The sequence below is a fragment of the Marinibacterium profundimaris genome (assembly GCF_002210095.1).
In the GTDB taxonomy this organism is placed as follows: Bacteria; Pseudomonadota; Alphaproteobacteria; order Rhodobacterales; family Rhodobacteraceae; genus Marinibacterium; species Marinibacterium profundimaris.
Genome location: NZ_AQQR01000004.1, coordinates 224950 through 241336 on the forward strand (window position 1 = coordinate 224950; position 16387 = coordinate 241336).

A 16387-nucleotide genomic window follows, 5' to 3' on the forward strand; every position below is an offset into this window, starting at 1 on the left:
GGTCGCCCACGGCCCTGAAGGGCCCGGCCCTGTTTTCCCCACAGGAACATGTTAGGAAACGGCAAGTTTCGCATTGGCACGGAGCCCTGACATGAAATTCCCGCTCGCCCTCGTCCTGGCTCTGACCGCCCTTCCCTGCCTGGCCGACCCGGCGCCCGGCCTCGCCCCGCTCTCGGACGCCACCAATGCGGACCGCCCCCTCGCGCTGTCGCTGTGGTATCCGTCGGCGGAGGAGCCATCGGGGAGCATCGGCGGCAATGCGGTCTTCCAGGGCGTCCCCGCCGCCACCGGTGCCGTCCTGCCCGAAAGCCAGCTGTCGCTTGTGGTGGTCTCCCACGGCGGTCTGCGCTCGGCGGCCAATTCCGGCGCGTGGCTGAGCGCCGCGCTCGCGCAGGCCGGGTTCGTGGTCGCCGAAGTCAACGCCCCCCGCCCGGAGAGCGCCGCGGCCGCCCTTGATGAGATCTGGCAGCGACCGCAGGACATCCGCCGGGCCATCGACATCGTCCTGGGCAATGACACCTGGCGCGGACGGATCGACGCCGACCGGATCGCCGTGATCGGCTTCGCCCTGGGCGGCACGGCGGCGCTGTCGCTCGCCGGGGCCGGGATGGACGCGCAGGGCTACATGGACAGCTGCTCCGGCGGCCAGGCTCCCGATTGCGGCTGGCTCGCCGCCCAGGGCGTTTCACTGACCGACACCAGCCCCGAAGGTCTCGCCCGCCTGTCACCCGATCCGCGCGTGACGGCCGCCGTGGCCCTTGGCCCGGAATACATGGCCAGCCTGGACCTTGCCCCGATGACCGCCCCCGCCCTGCTGATTGCGCTTGGCCCCGAGGCGCTGGCCGCGTCGGCCGCCGCCGCCAGGTCCGTCACCCTGCCCGAGGCCAGCATCTACGATGGCTTCGCCGCCTGCACCGAGGCCGGGCCCGCCATCCTCGAGGAAGACGGCGCCGGAGCGATCTGCGGCACGTCCGCTGCATCGCGCGAAGCGGTTCACCAGCGCCTGACCGAGGTCATCGCGTCCTTCCTCACCGAACGCGTCGAGTGAACCACCACTCCAGGTCCCGAGAAGACACGCCTTGGCCGTTCGACGCCACGCGCCGATTTCCGCGCGCCATCGGTCGTTCCGGTGGAGATCGGCGGAAGACTGTCATCGGACGTGCTTTCCCGGCGGAGAACCGCGCCCCGCGGGCCCACCCCCACGGAACCGTGGAACGCGCCGTGCCTGCTGATAGTTCTGGAAATCAGGAAATGGCCTTGCGCACCGTTCGCGTCCCGTACGGTCGCACCGGTGCGCGGCATTCACATGGCGATGCAGCGGCAGTGCCTACCCACGTCAGAAAGACAAGGAATACGTCATGCTGAAGTTTCTGAGAGTCTCGGTGTCCGCCTTTGCCCTGTCCACCCTAGCTGTTGCACCGCTGGCAACGATCACGATGTCCCAAGCCGCCTTTGCCGACAACAACGGGAATGGAGGCGGCAACGGCGGCGGCAATGGCAACGGCGGCAATGGCGGCGGCAATGGCCGAGGAAACGGCCATGGCGGTGAACACGGGAACGGAAACGGCGCCGGCAGGGGCAACAGCGGAAAGGGCCAGTCGCGCGGCAACTCGGGCCATGGCAGCGCCAGTGTCGGCGACGAGCTCCGCAGCCTCGGCCGCAACCTGAAAGCCAACGGCGTGGCCGGGCTTTTCGCGCCCAAAGGCTCTGACAGGTCGCGTGCCACGGCCGGCACGCCGGGCAATGGCCACGGCCGCCAGGGGACGGTCAAGCAGGTGTCGCGTATGGCACCTGAGACTTCGGTCCGCCCGGTTGCTCCTTCGGTTGCGATCGACCCCGATGTCACGCTCCCGCGCAATGCCGGCAAGCTGACCGGCGCCCTCAACTCCAGCCCGCGCGCCAAGCAGGCGCATATCGCCAACGGCAGTTATCTCTCCGGTTCCGGACCGGTCAGCCTCGCCGCGGCGCTTGCGGTCGCGGATTACAACCTGGCATCGACGGCCGATGCCTACGACAGTTACCAGGCGGCGCAGAGCACGATCGATCTGGCCCGGGCCTTCAACCTCGTCGGGAACAGCCCGACCGCGGCGCAGATAGACGCGGCGCAGGCGGTCCTCGCGGACCCCAGCGCAACGCGGGAGCAGCGCCTGGCGGCGCAGGAGGTCCTCGACTATCCCGACACCTCTGCAGCCGAGGCCCTGATCGCGGGCATGGAGCGCCCCACCCGGTCAGAGGTGCTGGACGCGCGCGAGGTCATCGCGATCGGCTCCCCGAGCGAGGAGGATCTTCTTGCAGCAGCCCTGTCGGTACGGGGCGCGGAATCCTCCGTCCTCTCGGCCTACAAGGGATCGCTTCCGGCAGAGGACGAGAACGACCTGCTGAGCGCGGTCCGGGCGTCCAATCCGGACGCAGGCACGGTGGCCGATGCGCTGGGTGTGGCGACGGTCGGTGCAAACTACGATTACTACGACGGATACCGGTTCGACAGGGACGACGAGGTCATCTTCCTGGGCGGCGACAGGGTCATCGTGCTGGACAACGATGACGTGATCTACGTGCCGACGAACTGATCGGGGGTCCACGGGGACCGATCCCAGTCCTTTTTGCAGATCAATGGACCGCGCTGCCGGGCGAATCCGGTGGCGCGGTTCCTGTTGGTGGCGAAGGCGGTGCCGCGCCTTCGGGATCACCTGCCAAGCGGTTTTACCTCCACTGCCGTACAGAGACTGACGCGAGGCTGCCGAACCTCCGGCATGGGCCAGAGCGTCAGACAGCAGGAGGTCGGGAATGGTCGAGTTCACGGGACCCGAGAGGGCTTGTGCGGCGCCATGGGCGCGCAGGTCCTGCCCCGGCGTCCGTTCGAGGCCATGCGATCCGCTCGGCGCAGCGCGTCTCCGCCGCTCGGCATCTCCTGCCGGATGATCGCGCGAGCCGATTCGGGCACGGTGTGCATGCCGCAGCCGGCGAATGCGGTGGCCAGGCCGGTCTTGCCCGCTCCCAGGGCACCCGTCACGACGGGGACATGGTCGCTGATGGGCCATCCTCGGGTCTGACAGAGGGGGGATTGCAGAGTGACGACCGCGCCGGTGACGCGGGTCACAACACTACGGGATTTCGAAAGAAAAACAGCACCGGTTCGTGCGGGAAAAGTAAGCCTCTGACTGCAAAGCCAAAGTTATCCGGTGCTTTTCACTGGGTATTTGGTGGAGCCTAGGAGGATCGAACTCCTGACCTCTACAATGCCATTGTAGCGCTCTCCCAGCTGAGCTAAGGCCCCTTAAGGTGCAGTGCTGATATGCCCTCCATCGGGTGGGATCAAGCGAAAAATCCGACCCGATGCGAAGAAATTTCAGCCCGGCCCGCACCCCGGTTCTTTTGCCGGTCCGTCCCTCAGTCGTCGTCGTCAGACGCGACGTCGGCGAGGTCGTCGAGGGACACGTTGTCCTCGGAATCGTCGTCGTCCAGGACATCATCGCCCAGGTCCACGTCGACCGTATCGTCGTCATCATCCAGTTCCACGTCGTCGTTCGACGTGTTCTGTTTTGCCTTCAGCGTCGCGGCGTCCTCGGCGTCGGCTGCGATCATCCGGCTCTTGCCGGTGTCGAGCTCCACGACCTCGCCCGTGTACGGGCTGACGATCGGGTTCCGGTTCATGTCGTAGAACCGCTTACCGGTGGTCGGGCAAACGCGTTTGACGCCCCATTCTTCCTTGGGCATGTCACTATCCTTAGTCAAAGAGGTATGAGTCGTTTCGGAGATTCTGGCCAACTGCCACAGCGGACCGAAGCTGTCAAAGGCTTTGGCATCTCCAACGCGCGCCCAAACAGGTACGGAGCCCTGCCGAATGGTCGACCACGTGCTGCCCGGAACGCCTCCGGTGCCGTTGCTCCTGCGCCGCTCGGCCCGGGCGCGGCGAATCTCGCTGCGGGTGTCGCAGCTGGACGGGCGGGTGACGCTGACCGTGCCACGCGGCGTCAGCGAGGCCGAGGCGCTGGAATTCGCCGTGTCGAAATCCGACTGGGTGCGCGGGCATCTGGCCAGCCGCGCGGGCGACGTGATCGTGGGCCCGGGCGCCGCGCTGCCGGTCGAGGGCCGCCTGCGCCAGGTGGTCTGCGAGGGCACGCGGCGCGTGCGGCTGGAGCCCGACGCGCTGGTCCTGCCCGCCAGCCGCCCCGGAGCCCGCGCACAGGCCTGGCTGAAGGCCGTGGCGCGCGACCGCCTGGCCGAGGCCTCGGACCGGCACGCCGCCGCCCTGGGCCGCCGCTACACCCGCCTGACACTGCGCGACACGCGCTCGCGCTGGGGATCGTGTTCGTCGGCCGGGGCGCTGATGTATTCCTGGCGGCTGGTCATGGCCCCGCCCGAGGTCCTGGATTACGTCGCGGCGCACGAGGTCGCGCATCTGGCCGAGATGAACCATTCCCCGGCGTTCTGGTCTGTGGTGAACCGGCTTTACGGCCCGCACGAGGCGGCGCGCGCCTGGCTTCGGGCCGAGGGCGCGGGACTGCACCGCTACCGGTTCGACCTGGAAACCGAAGCGGCTGCCGACGCCGGAGATTGACCCTGCCGGGATTTGTGATCACAAGTATCGCATGACAGCCGCCGCCAGATCCTCCGATGCCCTGCCCGTCGCCCACGACCGGGTCTACCGGGGCCTGCGCACCCGGATCATGCATGGCGAGATCGCGCCCGGACAGGCGCTGACGCTGCGCGGAATCGGCAAGGAATTCGATGTCTCGATGACGCCCGCGCGCGAGGCGGTGCGCCGCCTGGTGGCCGAGGGTGCGCTGTTTTTGTCCTCTTCGGGCCGGGTTTCGACCCCCGAGCTGTCGAACGAGCGAATCGAGGAGCTGGCCGCGCTGCGCGCGCTGATCGAGGTCGAGCTTGCCTCGCGCGCGCTGCCCCGCGCCCATATCGCGCTGATCGAACGGCTGCAGACCATCGATGCCGGGATCGCCGAGCGCATCGCCCAGCGGGACGCGGTGGGCTACATCCGGACGAATCTGGAATTCCACCGCACGCTTTACCTGCGCGCCCAGGCGCCGGCGATGCTGGCCATGGCGGAAACCGTGTGGCTGCAGCTGGGCCCGACGATGCACGCGCTTTACGGCAAGCTCAGGCGGACCGAGCCGCCGCGCTATCACAAGCTGATCGTCGCCGCGCTGAAGGCCGGGGACGAGCCGGGGCTGCGGCTGGCCGTGCGCTCGGACGTGACGCAGGGGCTGCGGCTTCTGGCCAGCTGAAGCCCCGCCGCGCGCCCCTGGTTCCGGTTCGGAACCAGGGGCTTACGCCGCCAGCCCGCGTTCACCCATCTTGAGGAACTTGGTCCGGCGGTCCTGCAGGATCTGCGCCCGGTCCATGCCCGACAATTCGTCCAGCATGGCGCCGATGGCCCGGCCGACCGAGGCGATGGTCACCTTCGCCGCGCGATGGGCGCCGCCGTTGGGCTCTTCGATCACGCGGTCGATCACGCCCAGCTTCATCAGGTCCTGCGCGGTCAGGCGCAGCGCCTCGGCGGCCTCGCGCATCTTCTCGGCATCCTTCCACAGGATCGAGGCACAGCCCTCGGGCGAGATCACCGAGTAGACCGAATGCTGCAGCATCGCCACGCGGCTGGCCGTGGCGAAGGCCACCGCGCCGCCCGAGCCGCCTTCGCCGATGATCACGCTGACCAGCGGCACGCCAAGGCGCAGGCAGGCCTCGGTCGAGCGCGCGATCGCCTCGGACTGGCCGCGCTCTTCGGCGCCCTTGCCCGGGTAGGCGCCGGGCGTGTCCACCAGCGTCACCACCGGCAGGCCGAACTTGTCGGCCATCTGCATCAGGCGGATCGCCTTGCGGTAGCCCTCGGGGCGGGCCATGCCGAAATTGCGCTCGATCCGGGACTTGGTGTCGGAGCCCTTTTCGTGGCCGATCACCATCACCGGCCGGTCGTCCAGCCGCGCCAGACCGCCCATCACCGACAGGTCGTCGGCGAAGTTGCGGTCGCCGGCCAGCGGCGTGTATTCGGTGAACAGCGCCTCGATGTAATCCTTGCAATGGGGCCGCTCGGGGTGGCGGGCGACCTGGCATTTCCGCCAGGGGCTGAGATCCTTGTAGAGATCGGTCAGCATCGCGGCCGCCTTGGCGTCCAGCGCCTCGGCCTCGGAGGAGACATCCGCGCCTTCGTTTGTCCGCGCCAACGCGCGCAGTTCCTCGGCCTTGCCCTCGATTTCGGCAAGCGGTTTCTCGAAGTCCAGGTATTGGGTCATCAAGCGCCCCTCAGATGCGGTGTTGGGGGCGTATATGGAGAAGCTCGCGAAAGAGTGCAACTGAGCGACGCCTGCAAGGGCCGTCGCGGGACCCACAGACCGAGGGGACATTGCTGGCCAGACGGGACGGCGGGGTTGGTTATCGGTCGCATGTTTTGGTCGCTCCGGGACATGGACATAGGCCGAGACATGCTGGACGCGACGCGGGCGCACCGGGCCAGGGCCTTGCGCCGGATGTGAGTACGGGAGCCTCCGGCGGGAGGTATTTTTGCAAAGATGAAGGAGCGGGTGGCGCTTTTTCCCTGGGCGGTCAAGGGATTGCCCGGTCAGGGCAGGATCACGGGGATCAGCGAGGCAACCAGAAGGGTGGCCATCGTCCAGTTGAAGATCGTCAGGCGCGAGGGGCTGGTGAGCAGGCGGGCGAGCTGCTGGCCGGCGAGCGTCCAGGTGCTGACCACCGGGAAGCAGACGAGACCGAAGGTGAGCGCGATGAGGCCCATGGCCGCGAGCGTCTGGCTGGGCGCATAGGCGGTGGTGGCGGTGATCGCCATGGTCCAGGCCTTGGGGTTGACCCATTGGAAGGCCGCGGCCTGCAGGAAGGTCATCGGGCGGCCCTCGGCGGCGCCCTGTTTGACCGGGGCGGCATGGGCGATCTTCCAGGCGAGGTAGAGCAGGTAGGCGATGCTGGCGGCCTTAAGCACTTGATACAAAGGCGGAAAAGCGTTGAAGACCTGCGCCAGCCCGACGCCCACCAGCAGCACCATCAGCGAGAAGCCGATGCCGATGCCCAGCATGTGCGGCACGGTGCGGCGGAAGCCGAAATTGGCGCCCGAGGCCATCACCATCAGGTTGTTCGGCCCCGGGGTGACGGTGGCCACGAAGACGAAAAGCACGAGTGCGGCGAGAAGGTCATGTGTCATGGACGCAAGGATTGCGCGTATGCGGCGCCATGAAATTGCAAAGCGACGCGGGCCAAGGCATTATTCGCAACAAATGGCGAAGACAGACGAGATAAACCGCCGGATATTGCATGTCCTGGCGCAGGACGGGCGGATCAGCAACCTGGAGCTGGCCGAAAGGGTCGGGCTTTCGCCCTCGGCCTGCCTGCGGCGGGTGCGGGAGCTGGAGCAATCCGGCGTGATCGCGGGCTATCGCGCGGTGCTGAACCCGGCGGCCATGGGGGTGGGATTCGTCGCCTATATCGGCGTGGGGCTGTCGAGCCATACCAAGCAGGCGCAGGAGAGCTTTGAACGGGCGGTGTCGCGGTCCCCCGAGGTGGTGGAATGCCACAACATCACCGGCACGATCGAGTACCTGCTGCGGATCGAATGCGCCGACCTGCCGAGCTACAAGACCTTTCATACCGACGTGCTGGGCACGCTGCCGCATGTGAATGCGCTGACGTCCTACGTGGTGATGGGCTCGCCCAAGGACCTGCGCGCCTGAGGGGTTTTGTCCGTTTTGTACATCGGCCGGGGTGGGGTTTGTCCGTTTTGTACAAAGGTCGGGCGCGGGGTCGCGAGGGGGGTTTGGGGGCGCTGCCCCCGTCGCCTGCGGCGCCTCCCCCGGAGGTATTTGGGCCAAGAAGAAGACAGGGGCGTGGCGCGGAATGGTGCCGGTCGGGGGGCTGGCCCGGGGCGCGAGGTGGCGGCCCGGGACCTGGAAGGGCGCCTTACGCGCCGGCGATCATTTCCGACTGGCGGACGATGACCTCGGCCTGCTTGATCGAGGCGATGTCGACCAGGCGGCCCTTGTAGACCGTGGCGCCTTCGCCCTTGGCCTTTGCCTCTTCCATGGCTGCGAGGATCTCGCGCGCCTCGGTGACGGCGGCGTCGGAGGGGGTGAAGACCTCGTTGGCGAGCGCGATCTGCTTGGGGTGGATCGCCCATTTGCCGACCATGCCAAGCGTGGCCGAGCGGCGGGCCTGGGCGCGGAAGCCGTCATCGTCGGAGAAATCGCCGAAGGGGCCGTCGACCGGCAGCACGCCATGGGTGCGGCAGGCGGCGACGATGGCGACATGGGCCCAGTGCCAGGGGTCGGACCAGTATTTCCGGCCCTCGCGGATCATGTAGTAATCTTCCTGCGTGCCGCCGATGCCGGTGGTCTGCATGCCCATCGACGCCGCGAAATCGGCGGCGCCGAGGCTCATGGCCTTCAGGCGCGGAGAGGCGGCGGCGATCTCCTCGACATGGGCGATGCCGGCGGCCGATTCGATGATGACCTCGAAGTCGATCTTCTTGGTCCGGCCCTTCGCGGCCTCGATCGCGGTGACCAGCGCGTCGACGGCGTAGATGTCGGCGGCGCAGCCGACCTTGGGGATCATGATCTGATCCAGCCGGTCGCCGGCCTGTTCCAGCAGGTCGACCACGTCGCGGTACCAGTAGGGCGTGTCCAGCCCATTGATGCGGACCGAAAGCGTCTTCTTGCCCCAGTCGATGTCCGAGACCGCCTCGATGATGTTGGCGCGGGCGGCCTCCTTGTCGGTGGGGGCCACGGCGTCTTCGAGATCGAGGTTGATCACGTCGGCCGCGCTGCTGGCCATCTTTTCGAAGATCGCCGGGCGCGATCCGGGGCCGAACAGCTGGCAGCGGTTGGGCCGGGCCGGGGCGGCGGGCTGGATGCGAAAGCTCATGTGATAGCCTTTGGGTCAGATTGTTGCGCAGGACTTGGGAAAATCTGCTATTAAATTGCGCGGCCGCATGCAAGAGTCATTATGCAGATGCAGAAAGCCGGTGACGTGACCGAAGGGTGTCGCCCGGCCTGAGCCATTGGACGACAAGGGCGTTTCCAAGAGCGTTTGCCCGGGGACGGGACCGGGCGCGGCCTTGCGGCGGGACGACTCGGGAACGCACGATTCTTCGACAAACCCGCCCATTCCGCGCACATTCTTCGCATCCCGCCCCCCTTGACGGCGCGGTTCGACAGGACATCCACGGAACGGCGCGGGATAATGCGCGTCAAACGAATTGGAGCCTATCATGATCCACACCCCCTACCTCTTGTTCCTTGGCGATGCGCCCGACCAGCTTGCCGCGAAGGTCGCCCAGGGCATCCGCGACTGGCGCCCGGAGAATGCCGTCGGCCAGTTCCGGATGGAGGGCTGCAAGGCGGACGTGGGCCTGACCGACATGACCCTGGCCGAGGCCAAGGCGGCCGGTGCCAAGACGCTGGTCATCGGCGTCGCCAACCGCGGCGGCATGATCAGCCAGGCCTGGAAGAAGGTGCTGATCCAGGCACTGGAAGAGGGATTCGACCTGGCCTCGGGCCTGCACAACCTGCTGCGCAACGAACCCGACCTGGTGGCCGTGGCCGAAGCCACCGGCCGCACCCTGCATGACGTCCGTGTGCCGACGGTGGTCTACCCGATCGCCAACGGCAAGAAACGCTCGGGCAAGCGGCTGCTGGCCGTGGGCACCGATTGCTCGGTCGGCAAGATGTACACCGCGCTGGCCATCGACCACAGCATGCGCGAAGCCGGCATGAAGAGCAGCTTTCGCGCCACGGGCCAGACCGGCATCCTGATCACCGGCGAAGGCGTGCCGCTGGACGCGGTGATCGCCGATTTCATGGCCGGCTCGGTCGAATGGCTGACGCCCGACAACGAGGATGACCACTGGGACATCATCGAGGGCCAGGGTTCGATCTTTCACGTGTCCTATTCGGGCGTGACCATGGCGCTGATCCATGGCGGCCAGCCCGATGCGCTGATCCTCAGCCATGAACCCACCCGGACCCACATGCGCGGGCTGCCCGATTACGGCATGCCCACGCTGGAAGCGGTGCGCGACACGGCGCTGGCGCTGGCGCAGGTGGCGAACCCGTCGTGCCAGGTGGTCGGTATCTCGATCAACACCCAGCACATGTCCGAGGACGAGGCGATGACCTACATGGCCGAGGTCGAGGAGCGTATGGGCCTGCCGACGGTGGATCCGTTCCGCCAGGGCGCCGACCGTCTGGTCGAGGCGCTGAAGGCCCTGTAAGCAGGGGCCGGCACCCTGGCCGCCCGGTTCGCGCCGGGCCCGGCCGGGGTATGTGCGACAGCATCAGGAATGACCGTCCCGGGCCGCCACACACGCCCGGGACGGAACGGGTTCGGCCCGGGAAAGGAAGCGCAAGATGCGGATCGAGGTTGTGCGGGATGTCTTCCCGCTGGCGCAGGTGTTCACGATCAGCCGGGGCTCGCGCACCGAGACGAAGGTGCTGACCGTGACGGTGACGGACGGCGACATGCGGGGCATGGGCGAATGCGTGCCCTACGCCCGCTATGACGAGACGCTGGAGAGCGTCGAGGCCCAGATCCTCGGCCTGCCCGGGGACATCGACCGCGAAAAGCTGGCCGATCTGCTGCCCGCCGGCGCGGCGCGCAACGCGGTGGATTGCGCGCTCTGGGACCTGGAATGCAAGCGCGCGGGCAAACGCGCCTGGGATCTCGCCGGCCTGCCCGTGCCGGGGCCGGAGATCACCGCCTATACGCTGTCGCTGGCCGCCCCCGAGGAGATGCGCGCGCAGGCGGCGAAGAACGCCCATCGCCCGCTGCTGAAGATCAAGCTGGGCACGCCCGACGACATGCCGCGGCTGGAAGCGGTCCGCGCCGGGGCGCCGGATGCGAAGATCATCATCGACGCCAACGAGGGCTGGTCGGCCGAGGTCTATGCCGACCTCGCCCCGCATCTGGTCCGCCTCGGCGTGGCGCTGGTGGAACAGCCCCTGCCCGCCGGAGAGGACGACGCCCTGATCGGCATGGACCGCCCGGTGCCCGTCTGCGCGGACGAAAGCTGCCACGACCGCGCCTCGCTGCCCAAGCTCAAGGGCAAGTACGACGTGGTGAACATCAAGCTCGACAAGACCGGCGGGTTGACCGAGGCGCTGGCCCTGCGCGAGGCCGCCCTGGCCGAGGGCTATGACATCATGGTGGGCTGCATGGTCGGCTCGTCCCTGGCGATGGCCCCGGCGGTCATGGTGGCGCAGGGCGCTCTGATCACCGACCTGGACGGCCCGCTGCTGCTGGCCCGAGACCGCGCCACGCCGCTGATCTTCGACGAAAAGGGCGTGCACCCCCCTGCCCCGGAGCTTTGGGGCTGAGCGCCGACGCCCTGTCTTCTTCTTGGTAAAAATACTCCAACACGGCATCCGCCACCCGATCCCAACGCTTATCTTGACGCGCCGCCCCCGATCGACCACGACCAGCGCGCAACATTCGGAGACACGCCCATGACCCGCACCGTCTATGTGAACGGAGATTACCTGCCGGAAACCGAAGCAAAGGTGTCGATCTTCGACCGCGGCTTCCTGATGGCCGATGGCGTCTATGAGGTGACAAGCGTCCTGGGCGGCAAGCTGATCGATTTCGACGGCCACGCAAAGCGCCTGGAACGCTCGCTGGGCGAGCTGGACATGGCCGCGCCGGTCACGATGGACGACCTGCTCGAGATCCACCGCCAGCTGGTCGCCAGGAACGGGATCACCGACGGTCTCGTCTACCTGCAGATCACCCGCGGCTCCGCCGGTGATCGCGATTTCGCCTTCCCCGATCCGGCGACGACCCCCTCGACCATCGTGCTCTTTACCCAGAACAAGCCCGGGCTGGCCCAAAGCCCGCAGGCCGAGGCCGGCATCAAGGTGATCTCGATCGAGGACATCCGCTGGGGCCGCCGCGACATCAAGACGGTGCAGCTGCTGTATCCCTCCATGGGCAAGATGATGGCGAAGAAGGCCGGCGTCGATGACGCCTGGATGGTCGAGGACGGCTTCGTGACCGAGGGGACGTCGAACAACGCCTATATCGTGAAGGGCGGCAAGATCATCACCCGCGCGCTGTCGACCGAGATCCTGCACGGGATCACCCGCGCCGCGGTGCTGCGCTTTGCCGAAGAGGCGCAGATGGAGGTCGAGGAGCGCAATTTCTCGATCGAGGAAGCCAAGGCGGCGGATGAGGCCTTCATCACCTCCGCCTCCTCCTTCGTTATGCCGGTGGTCGAGATCGACGGCGCGGCCCTTGGTGCCGGCACGCCGGGCCCCGTGGCCAGGCGCCTGCGCGAGATCTACCTGGACGAAAGCCTCAAGACCGCCGTCTGAGGCCGGTCCAAACAGGTATCAATAAAGGCAGCACGTGCCCGACCCGGGGCGCGTGCCGCCTTTCGTTTTAACGCGCCCTGCGGCCGGTGGGGTATAACCCCACCCTACACCCGAGACCCTGCACCCCGCGCGGCCGAAGACCTGGCCGGACGGGGTGGGCGGGCGGGCGTTCGGCCAGGTCTTCGGCCGGTTCAGCTCAGCCGAACTTCCAGCTTGACGCGGTGACCCCGCCGAAGATGTCGACCTGGTGATAGACCCGCTCCGCCGGATCGTTCTCGGCGGCACCAAGCGCGGTGAAGAGCGGCACGAGGTGATCCTCTTCCGCGTGGCAGACCCGTGCAGAGGGCGCCTGTTCCCAGTCCAGGACTTCCGCGGTCCTTGTGTCGGGCGCATGGGTCAGAACCTCGGACAGCCAGGCGTCGAAGGCCTCTGACGGCGCCTTGGCCCCGGGTCCGAAGTTGCGCAGGTTGTGGTAGGACAGGCCCGACCCCACGATCAGCACGCCCTCGTCGCGCAGCGGCGCCAGCGCCTGGCCCAGCCTGAAATGCTCTGCCGGATCGTAATGGCGCCGCATCGACAGCTGGATCAGCGGCATGTCCGCCTTGGGGTACATCACCGCCATCGGCACGAAGGTGCCGTGGTCATAGCCCCGGTCCGCATCGCGCGCGACAGGCAGGCCCGCGGCGGACACGAGTTCGGCCACGCGCTCGGCCAGCGCCGGGTCGCCCGGGGCGGGATAGGCGATTTCGTAGGTGTGGGGCGGGAAGTTGTAATAGTCGTAAAGCATCGGCGGATGCGGCGCGGTCTGCACCGTATAGGCATCCTCTTCCCAGTGGCCCGAAATCATCAGGACCGCCCTGGGCCGCGTGCCGATCTCGTTGGGCATCCGGGCCAGCGCATCGCCCAGTGGCTTCAGCTCGCGGGCCATCCCCTCGATCCAGGGCCAGGGGCCGCCGCCGTGGGAGATGAAATAGGTGGGCAGCCGTTCACTCATCTTGCCGAACCTCTCCTGTTCCGTGCCTGGTCAGAAGGTAGGACTGTGCGATCCCGCGAGTAAGAGCCGAAATCGAACAGGGTCTGTGCAGTGGCTCACCCGAAGCCCGGAGCGCGGCCCGGGCCACGGCATATCCGCGTCGCCCGGGCCGGTGGGGCCTCAGCCCTTGTCGGTGACGTTCTCGGCAAAGGCCTTGCCGAAGGCCGCCTTCTGATCGGCGCTGGCCTCGGTCTGGTGCTTCGCCTTCCACTCGGAATAGGGCATCCCGTAGAAGGTCTCGCGCGCCTGGGCATCGTCCATCTCGATCCCCTTCTCCAGCGCGGCCTCCTTGTACCAGCGGCTCAGGCAGTTGCGGCAGAACCCGGCCAGGTTCATCATGTCGATGTTCTGCACGTCGAGACGCTCTTCCATCAGGTGCTTTTGCAGGCGGCGGAAGGCGGCGGCCTGAAGTTCGATCTCGGTCTGGTGGTCCATGTGCTGTCTCCCTTGGGTCTGGTGACCGAGGTAACCATCCCGGCGCCGCCTCGCAATAGAGCGGATCGGACCGACAGGCGCAGCGCAGGCCGATGCACGAGGCAGAAGACAAGGATCAGACGCGTATACGCCCCCGGCCGGACATGGAAAGCCCGCCTGGCGCCCCGGATTACACCGCGGATCGAAACGATGCCACGGGTCGGAGGACAGGAGGGCATCCGGATCGCGCGGGGGCGCCGGGTCAGGCGGCGCGGTGGGCGGACTTGCGCGGCCTGCGGGTCCCGGCCTGCTCCGGCCAGGCGGAGGCGGCGCCGGGCAGCGGCGCGAGCCAGGGCGTGCGCAGCCCGCCGCATTCGCCCGGTGCGGTCTGGCGGTGAACCAGCTGGCGGGCGGCCAGCAGGGCCTCGGGCAGGATCAGAGGATGCGGCACGGCAAGGTAGCGCGCGGACCAGTCGGGGCGGAAGACCTCCTTGAACCGGCGCATCCCCTGCAGGCCGTGGCGGTGGTTCAGCCCGGTGTAGGCCCGGTGCCCCAGCCGCGACAGCAGCCCCGGCGGATCGGCCCGGTCGAGCCCGGACAGCGGCGCCATGCACAGGTTGAAACTGGAGGCCCCGCCCTCGGACGCCATGGCGATGGCCTCGGCCATGATCGCGTACATCGTGCCGTTGGGCGCCTCGGGCCGCTGGCGCATCAGGTCCAGCATCCATTCCCGCCCGTCGCCCGACACCCAGACGGTGGCGAAGGCGATCAGGCTCTCGCCCTGCCAGGCGGTGACGGCCATGTGGCGGCGGTTGAAGGCCGGCGCCCAGTGGCCCATGGAGAAGCTCTGCTGGCCGCCCTTGCTGTCGTGCCAGGCCCGGGCGACATGGGCCATCTCTTCGACGGGATGGGCGCCGGGGCGGTGGCGGCGCAGGGTGACGCCGGCCTTCCGGGCGCCCCGGGTCTTGCGGCGGAGTTCGCGGCGGGCGGGGGCTTCGGGGCTCCACCCCGGCAGGGACACGGCGGCCTCCTCGCCCAGGGACTGCAGGTGGTAGCCGCGCGTCTCCCACATCGGGCGGGCGCGGGCCGAGGCCTTGTAGATCGCCAGCGTGGCGCCGGCGGCGCGGGCTTCGGCCTCGATCCCGGCGGCAAGGCTGTCCCAGGCGGCGCGCGGCGCCACCGGGTCGCCCATCACCAGCCAGATCCGCCCGGAGATCCCGTAGAAGACAAAGCCCTGCCCCTCGACCGGGAAATAGGCGTGCTTGTCGCCCAGCAGAACCAGCTCGGCCTCGGCCTGGGACGCGCTGTCCATGGTCCAGGCGATGCGTTCGCGCAGCGGCGGGCCCGAAAGCAGCGGGGTGCGCGGCGCCGATGGCGCCCGCAGGATCAGGACCAGCGCGGCGGCCAGCGGCGGCAGGTAGTAGATGAACCGGTACATCAGGATGCCGGCGGCCAGATCGGCGGGTGCGACGCCCGGCAGGGCAAGGAAGAGGATGCCTTCGAACGGGCCGGCGGCGCCGGGCGAGCCGACGAGGTAGCCCAGGGCAAGACCGGTGATGTAGATCGCCACGAAGCCAGCGAGCGGCGGCAGCGTCCCGGCCGGAAGCATGATGGCAAGGCAAAGCGCGGCGGGCACCAGGTCGGCGGCGGCAAGCAGCGCGGCCTTGGCGAGCCAGCGCGCATCGGGGATGCGCAGGTCAAGCCGGCCGGCGCGCAGGCGGCGGGGGCGCAGGGTGCCAAGGGCGGCGCCGACCGCCATGACGGCCAGCGCGACGAGGGCCAGCGCGCGGATGCCGCCGGGCGGCAGACCGGTGATCCTGGCCGCGACGGTGGGGTCCCACAGCAGGAGCAGCGCCAGCAGCAGGGCCAGCCCCGCGAAGAAGCCGGCGGCGACGATGCCCGAGATCGCCAGCGCCTCGGCCGCGCCGATGCCGTTGGCGCGGTAGATCCGGGCGCGGGCCAGCGAGCCGGTGACCAGGCCGAAGCCCAGCACCTCGGCCATGACGGTGCCGGAAAAGCCGCCCGCCAGCGCCCGGGGCCAGGGCACGCGGCGGCCGATCCGGGTGAAGGCGAGCAGATCGTAGCCCGACACGGCCACATGGCTGAGCAGGCCGAAGGCCAGCGCCGCGACACAGGCGCCGACGGGGATGGCGGCCATGGCCTCCATCACCTGGGTCGGACGGATGCCGGACATGCGCTGTCCCAGCAGCAGGAGGCAGCCGGCCAGCACCGCCAGCACCAAAAGGCCGCGCAGCAGCAGCGCGCGGGCGGGGCCGGATGGCCACGGGACGGCCTGTTTCAGGCGCGAGACTGTCCTGGACATGATGGGCATTGCGCTGGCTCCCCCGACGGCCGGATCTCAGCGGCCGGTCCCGGCGAGGCCGCCGGGCGCCATGACCACCGCCAGGGTGCGGCCGGGTCGCCCCGGCGCCAGGCCAGGGACAACGGCACGCCGCCGACCCGAACCGGTTTCATGTCGATCATCTGTCATCCGGCCCCTCACCCTTCGGGATCCAGACCTAACCGAGAAGTCCTGACCGAAGATGAATCGCGCCCGGATCGCGCCGGGAGCCGGGGGCTCTTGCGGTTTTCCGAGGCATCGCAACGCTCCATCCAG

16 protein-coding genes and 1 tRNA gene are annotated in these 16387 nt (G+C 68.5%); 8 read left to right on the plus strand and 9 right to left on the minus strand.

Going from position 1 to position 16387, the window contains the following annotated elements; genetic code table 11:
• Window positions 1-91: 91 nt before the first annotated feature.
• Together ATO3_RS12145 and ATO3_RS29160 are read left to right on the plus strand one after the other, a co-directional pair.
• Window positions 92-1048: an alpha/beta hydrolase family protein gene (locus ATO3_RS12145; protein WP_088650130.1), complete on the plus strand. Its 957-nt coding sequence runs from the start codon at window positions 92-94 to the stop codon at window positions 1046-1048.
• Window positions 1049-1358: 310 nt separating this feature from the next.
• Window positions 1359-2570, plus strand: a complete 1212-nt coding sequence (locus ATO3_RS29160; protein WP_233152120.1) for a hypothetical protein — start codon at window positions 1359-1361, stop codon at window positions 2568-2570.
• A gap of 227 nt (window positions 2571-2797) precedes the next feature.
• Here ATO3_RS29160 and ATO3_RS29165 read toward each other — a convergent pair whose 3' ends face one another.
• The 3 genes from ATO3_RS29165 to ATO3_RS12160 form a co-directional block, all read right to left on the minus strand.
• A complete protein-coding gene (locus ATO3_RS29165; RefSeq protein WP_332888698.1) occupies window positions 2798-3100 on the minus strand; it encodes an AAA family ATPase in 303 nt (100 codons plus the stop codon).
• A 101-nt stretch (window positions 3101-3201) separates the two neighbouring features.
• Window positions 3202-3277: transfer RNA gene (locus ATO3_RS12155), tRNA-Ala, on the minus strand.
• Window positions 3278-3390: 113 nt separating this feature from the next.
• Entirely contained in the window at window positions 3391-3717 is a 327-nt protein-coding gene (locus ATO3_RS12160) for a TIGR02300 family protein (protein WP_088650131.1), read from the minus strand.
• A gap of 127 nt (window positions 3718-3844) precedes the next feature.
• Here ATO3_RS12160 and ATO3_RS12165 point away from each other — a divergent pair, with 127 nt between their 5' ends.
• Both ATO3_RS12165 and ATO3_RS12170 read left to right on the plus strand, forming a co-directional pair.
• Window positions 3845-4561: a M48 family metallopeptidase gene (locus tag ATO3_RS12165; RefSeq protein ID WP_088650132.1), complete on the plus strand. Its 717-nt coding sequence runs from the start codon at window positions 3845-3847 to the stop codon at window positions 4559-4561.
• Window positions 4562-4592: 31 nt separating this feature from the next.
• A complete protein-coding gene (locus ATO3_RS12170; RefSeq protein ID WP_088650133.1) occupies window positions 4593-5243 on the plus strand; it encodes a GntR family transcriptional regulator in 651 nt (216 codons plus the stop codon).
• 42 nt (window positions 5244-5285) lie between these two features.
• On the opposite strand, the gene ATO3_RS12175 is transcribed toward ATO3_RS12170, so the two are convergent.
• Both ATO3_RS12175 and ATO3_RS12180 read right to left on the minus strand, forming a co-directional pair.
• Window positions 5286-6248, minus strand: coding sequence for an acetyl-CoA carboxylase carboxyltransferase subunit alpha (locus tag ATO3_RS12175; protein ID WP_088650134.1), 963 nt, complete (start codon window positions 6246-6248; stop codon window positions 5286-5288).
• A gap of 326 nt (window positions 6249-6574) precedes the next feature.
• A complete protein-coding gene (locus ATO3_RS12180; RefSeq protein WP_088650135.1) occupies window positions 6575-7168 on the minus strand; it encodes a LysE family translocator in 594 nt (197 codons plus the stop codon).
• A 73-nt stretch (window positions 7169-7241) separates the two neighbouring features.
• On the opposite strand from ATO3_RS12180, the gene ATO3_RS12185 reads away from it, so the two are divergent.
• Window positions 7242-7694 (plus strand): Lrp/AsnC family transcriptional regulator, encoded by a 453-nt coding sequence (locus tag ATO3_RS12185; RefSeq protein WP_088650136.1) that lies wholly within the window; start codon window positions 7242-7244, stop codon window positions 7692-7694.
• 226 nt (window positions 7695-7920) lie between these two features.
• On the opposite strand, the gene ATO3_RS12190 is transcribed toward ATO3_RS12185, so the two are convergent.
• Complete coding sequence (locus ATO3_RS12190; RefSeq protein ID WP_088650137.1) at window positions 7921-8880, minus strand: L-malyl-CoA/beta-methylmalyl-CoA lyase; 960 nt, start codon at window positions 8878-8880, stop codon at window positions 7921-7923.
• Between the two features lie 346 nt (window positions 8881-9226).
• On the opposite strand from ATO3_RS12190, the gene dgcN reads away from it, so the two are divergent.
• From dgcN to ATO3_RS12205, 3 genes are all read left to right on the plus strand, one after another.
• Window positions 9227-10228, plus strand: coding sequence for an N-acetyltransferase DgcN (gene dgcN / locus ATO3_RS12195; protein ID WP_088650138.1), 1002 nt, complete (start codon window positions 9227-9229; stop codon window positions 10226-10228).
• Window positions 10229-10364: 136 nt separating this feature from the next.
• Complete coding sequence (gene dgcA / locus ATO3_RS12200; RefSeq protein WP_088650139.1) at window positions 10365-11330, plus strand: N-acetyl-D-Glu racemase DgcA; 966 nt, start codon at window positions 10365-10367, stop codon at window positions 11328-11330.
• A 129-nt stretch (window positions 11331-11459) separates the two neighbouring features.
• Complete coding sequence (locus ATO3_RS12205; RefSeq protein ID WP_088650140.1) at window positions 11460-12323, plus strand: D-amino-acid transaminase; 864 nt, start codon at window positions 11460-11462, stop codon at window positions 12321-12323.
• A gap of 196 nt (window positions 12324-12519) precedes the next feature.
• Here the strand turns inward: ATO3_RS12205 and ATO3_RS12210 are convergent, their stop codons facing one another.
• The 3 genes from ATO3_RS12210 to ATO3_RS12220 all read right to left on the minus strand — a co-directional run bounded on the left by ATO3_RS12210 (window position 12520) and on the right by ATO3_RS12220 (window position 16102).
• A complete protein-coding gene (locus tag ATO3_RS12210) occupies window positions 12520-13317 on the minus strand; it encodes a DODA-type extradiol aromatic ring-opening family dioxygenase (protein ID WP_088650141.1) in 798 nt (265 codons plus the stop codon).
• Between the two features lie 159 nt (window positions 13318-13476).
• Window positions 13477-13791, minus strand: a complete 315-nt coding sequence (locus ATO3_RS12215) for a DUF1244 domain-containing protein (RefSeq protein WP_088650142.1) — start codon at window positions 13789-13791, stop codon at window positions 13477-13479.
• A 241-nt stretch (window positions 13792-14032) separates the two neighbouring features.
• Window positions 14033-16102: a bifunctional lysylphosphatidylglycerol flippase/synthetase MprF gene (locus tag ATO3_RS12220; protein WP_088650143.1), complete on the minus strand. Its 2070-nt coding sequence runs from the start codon at window positions 16100-16102 to the stop codon at window positions 14033-14035.
• Window positions 16103-16387 lie beyond the last annotated feature (285 nt).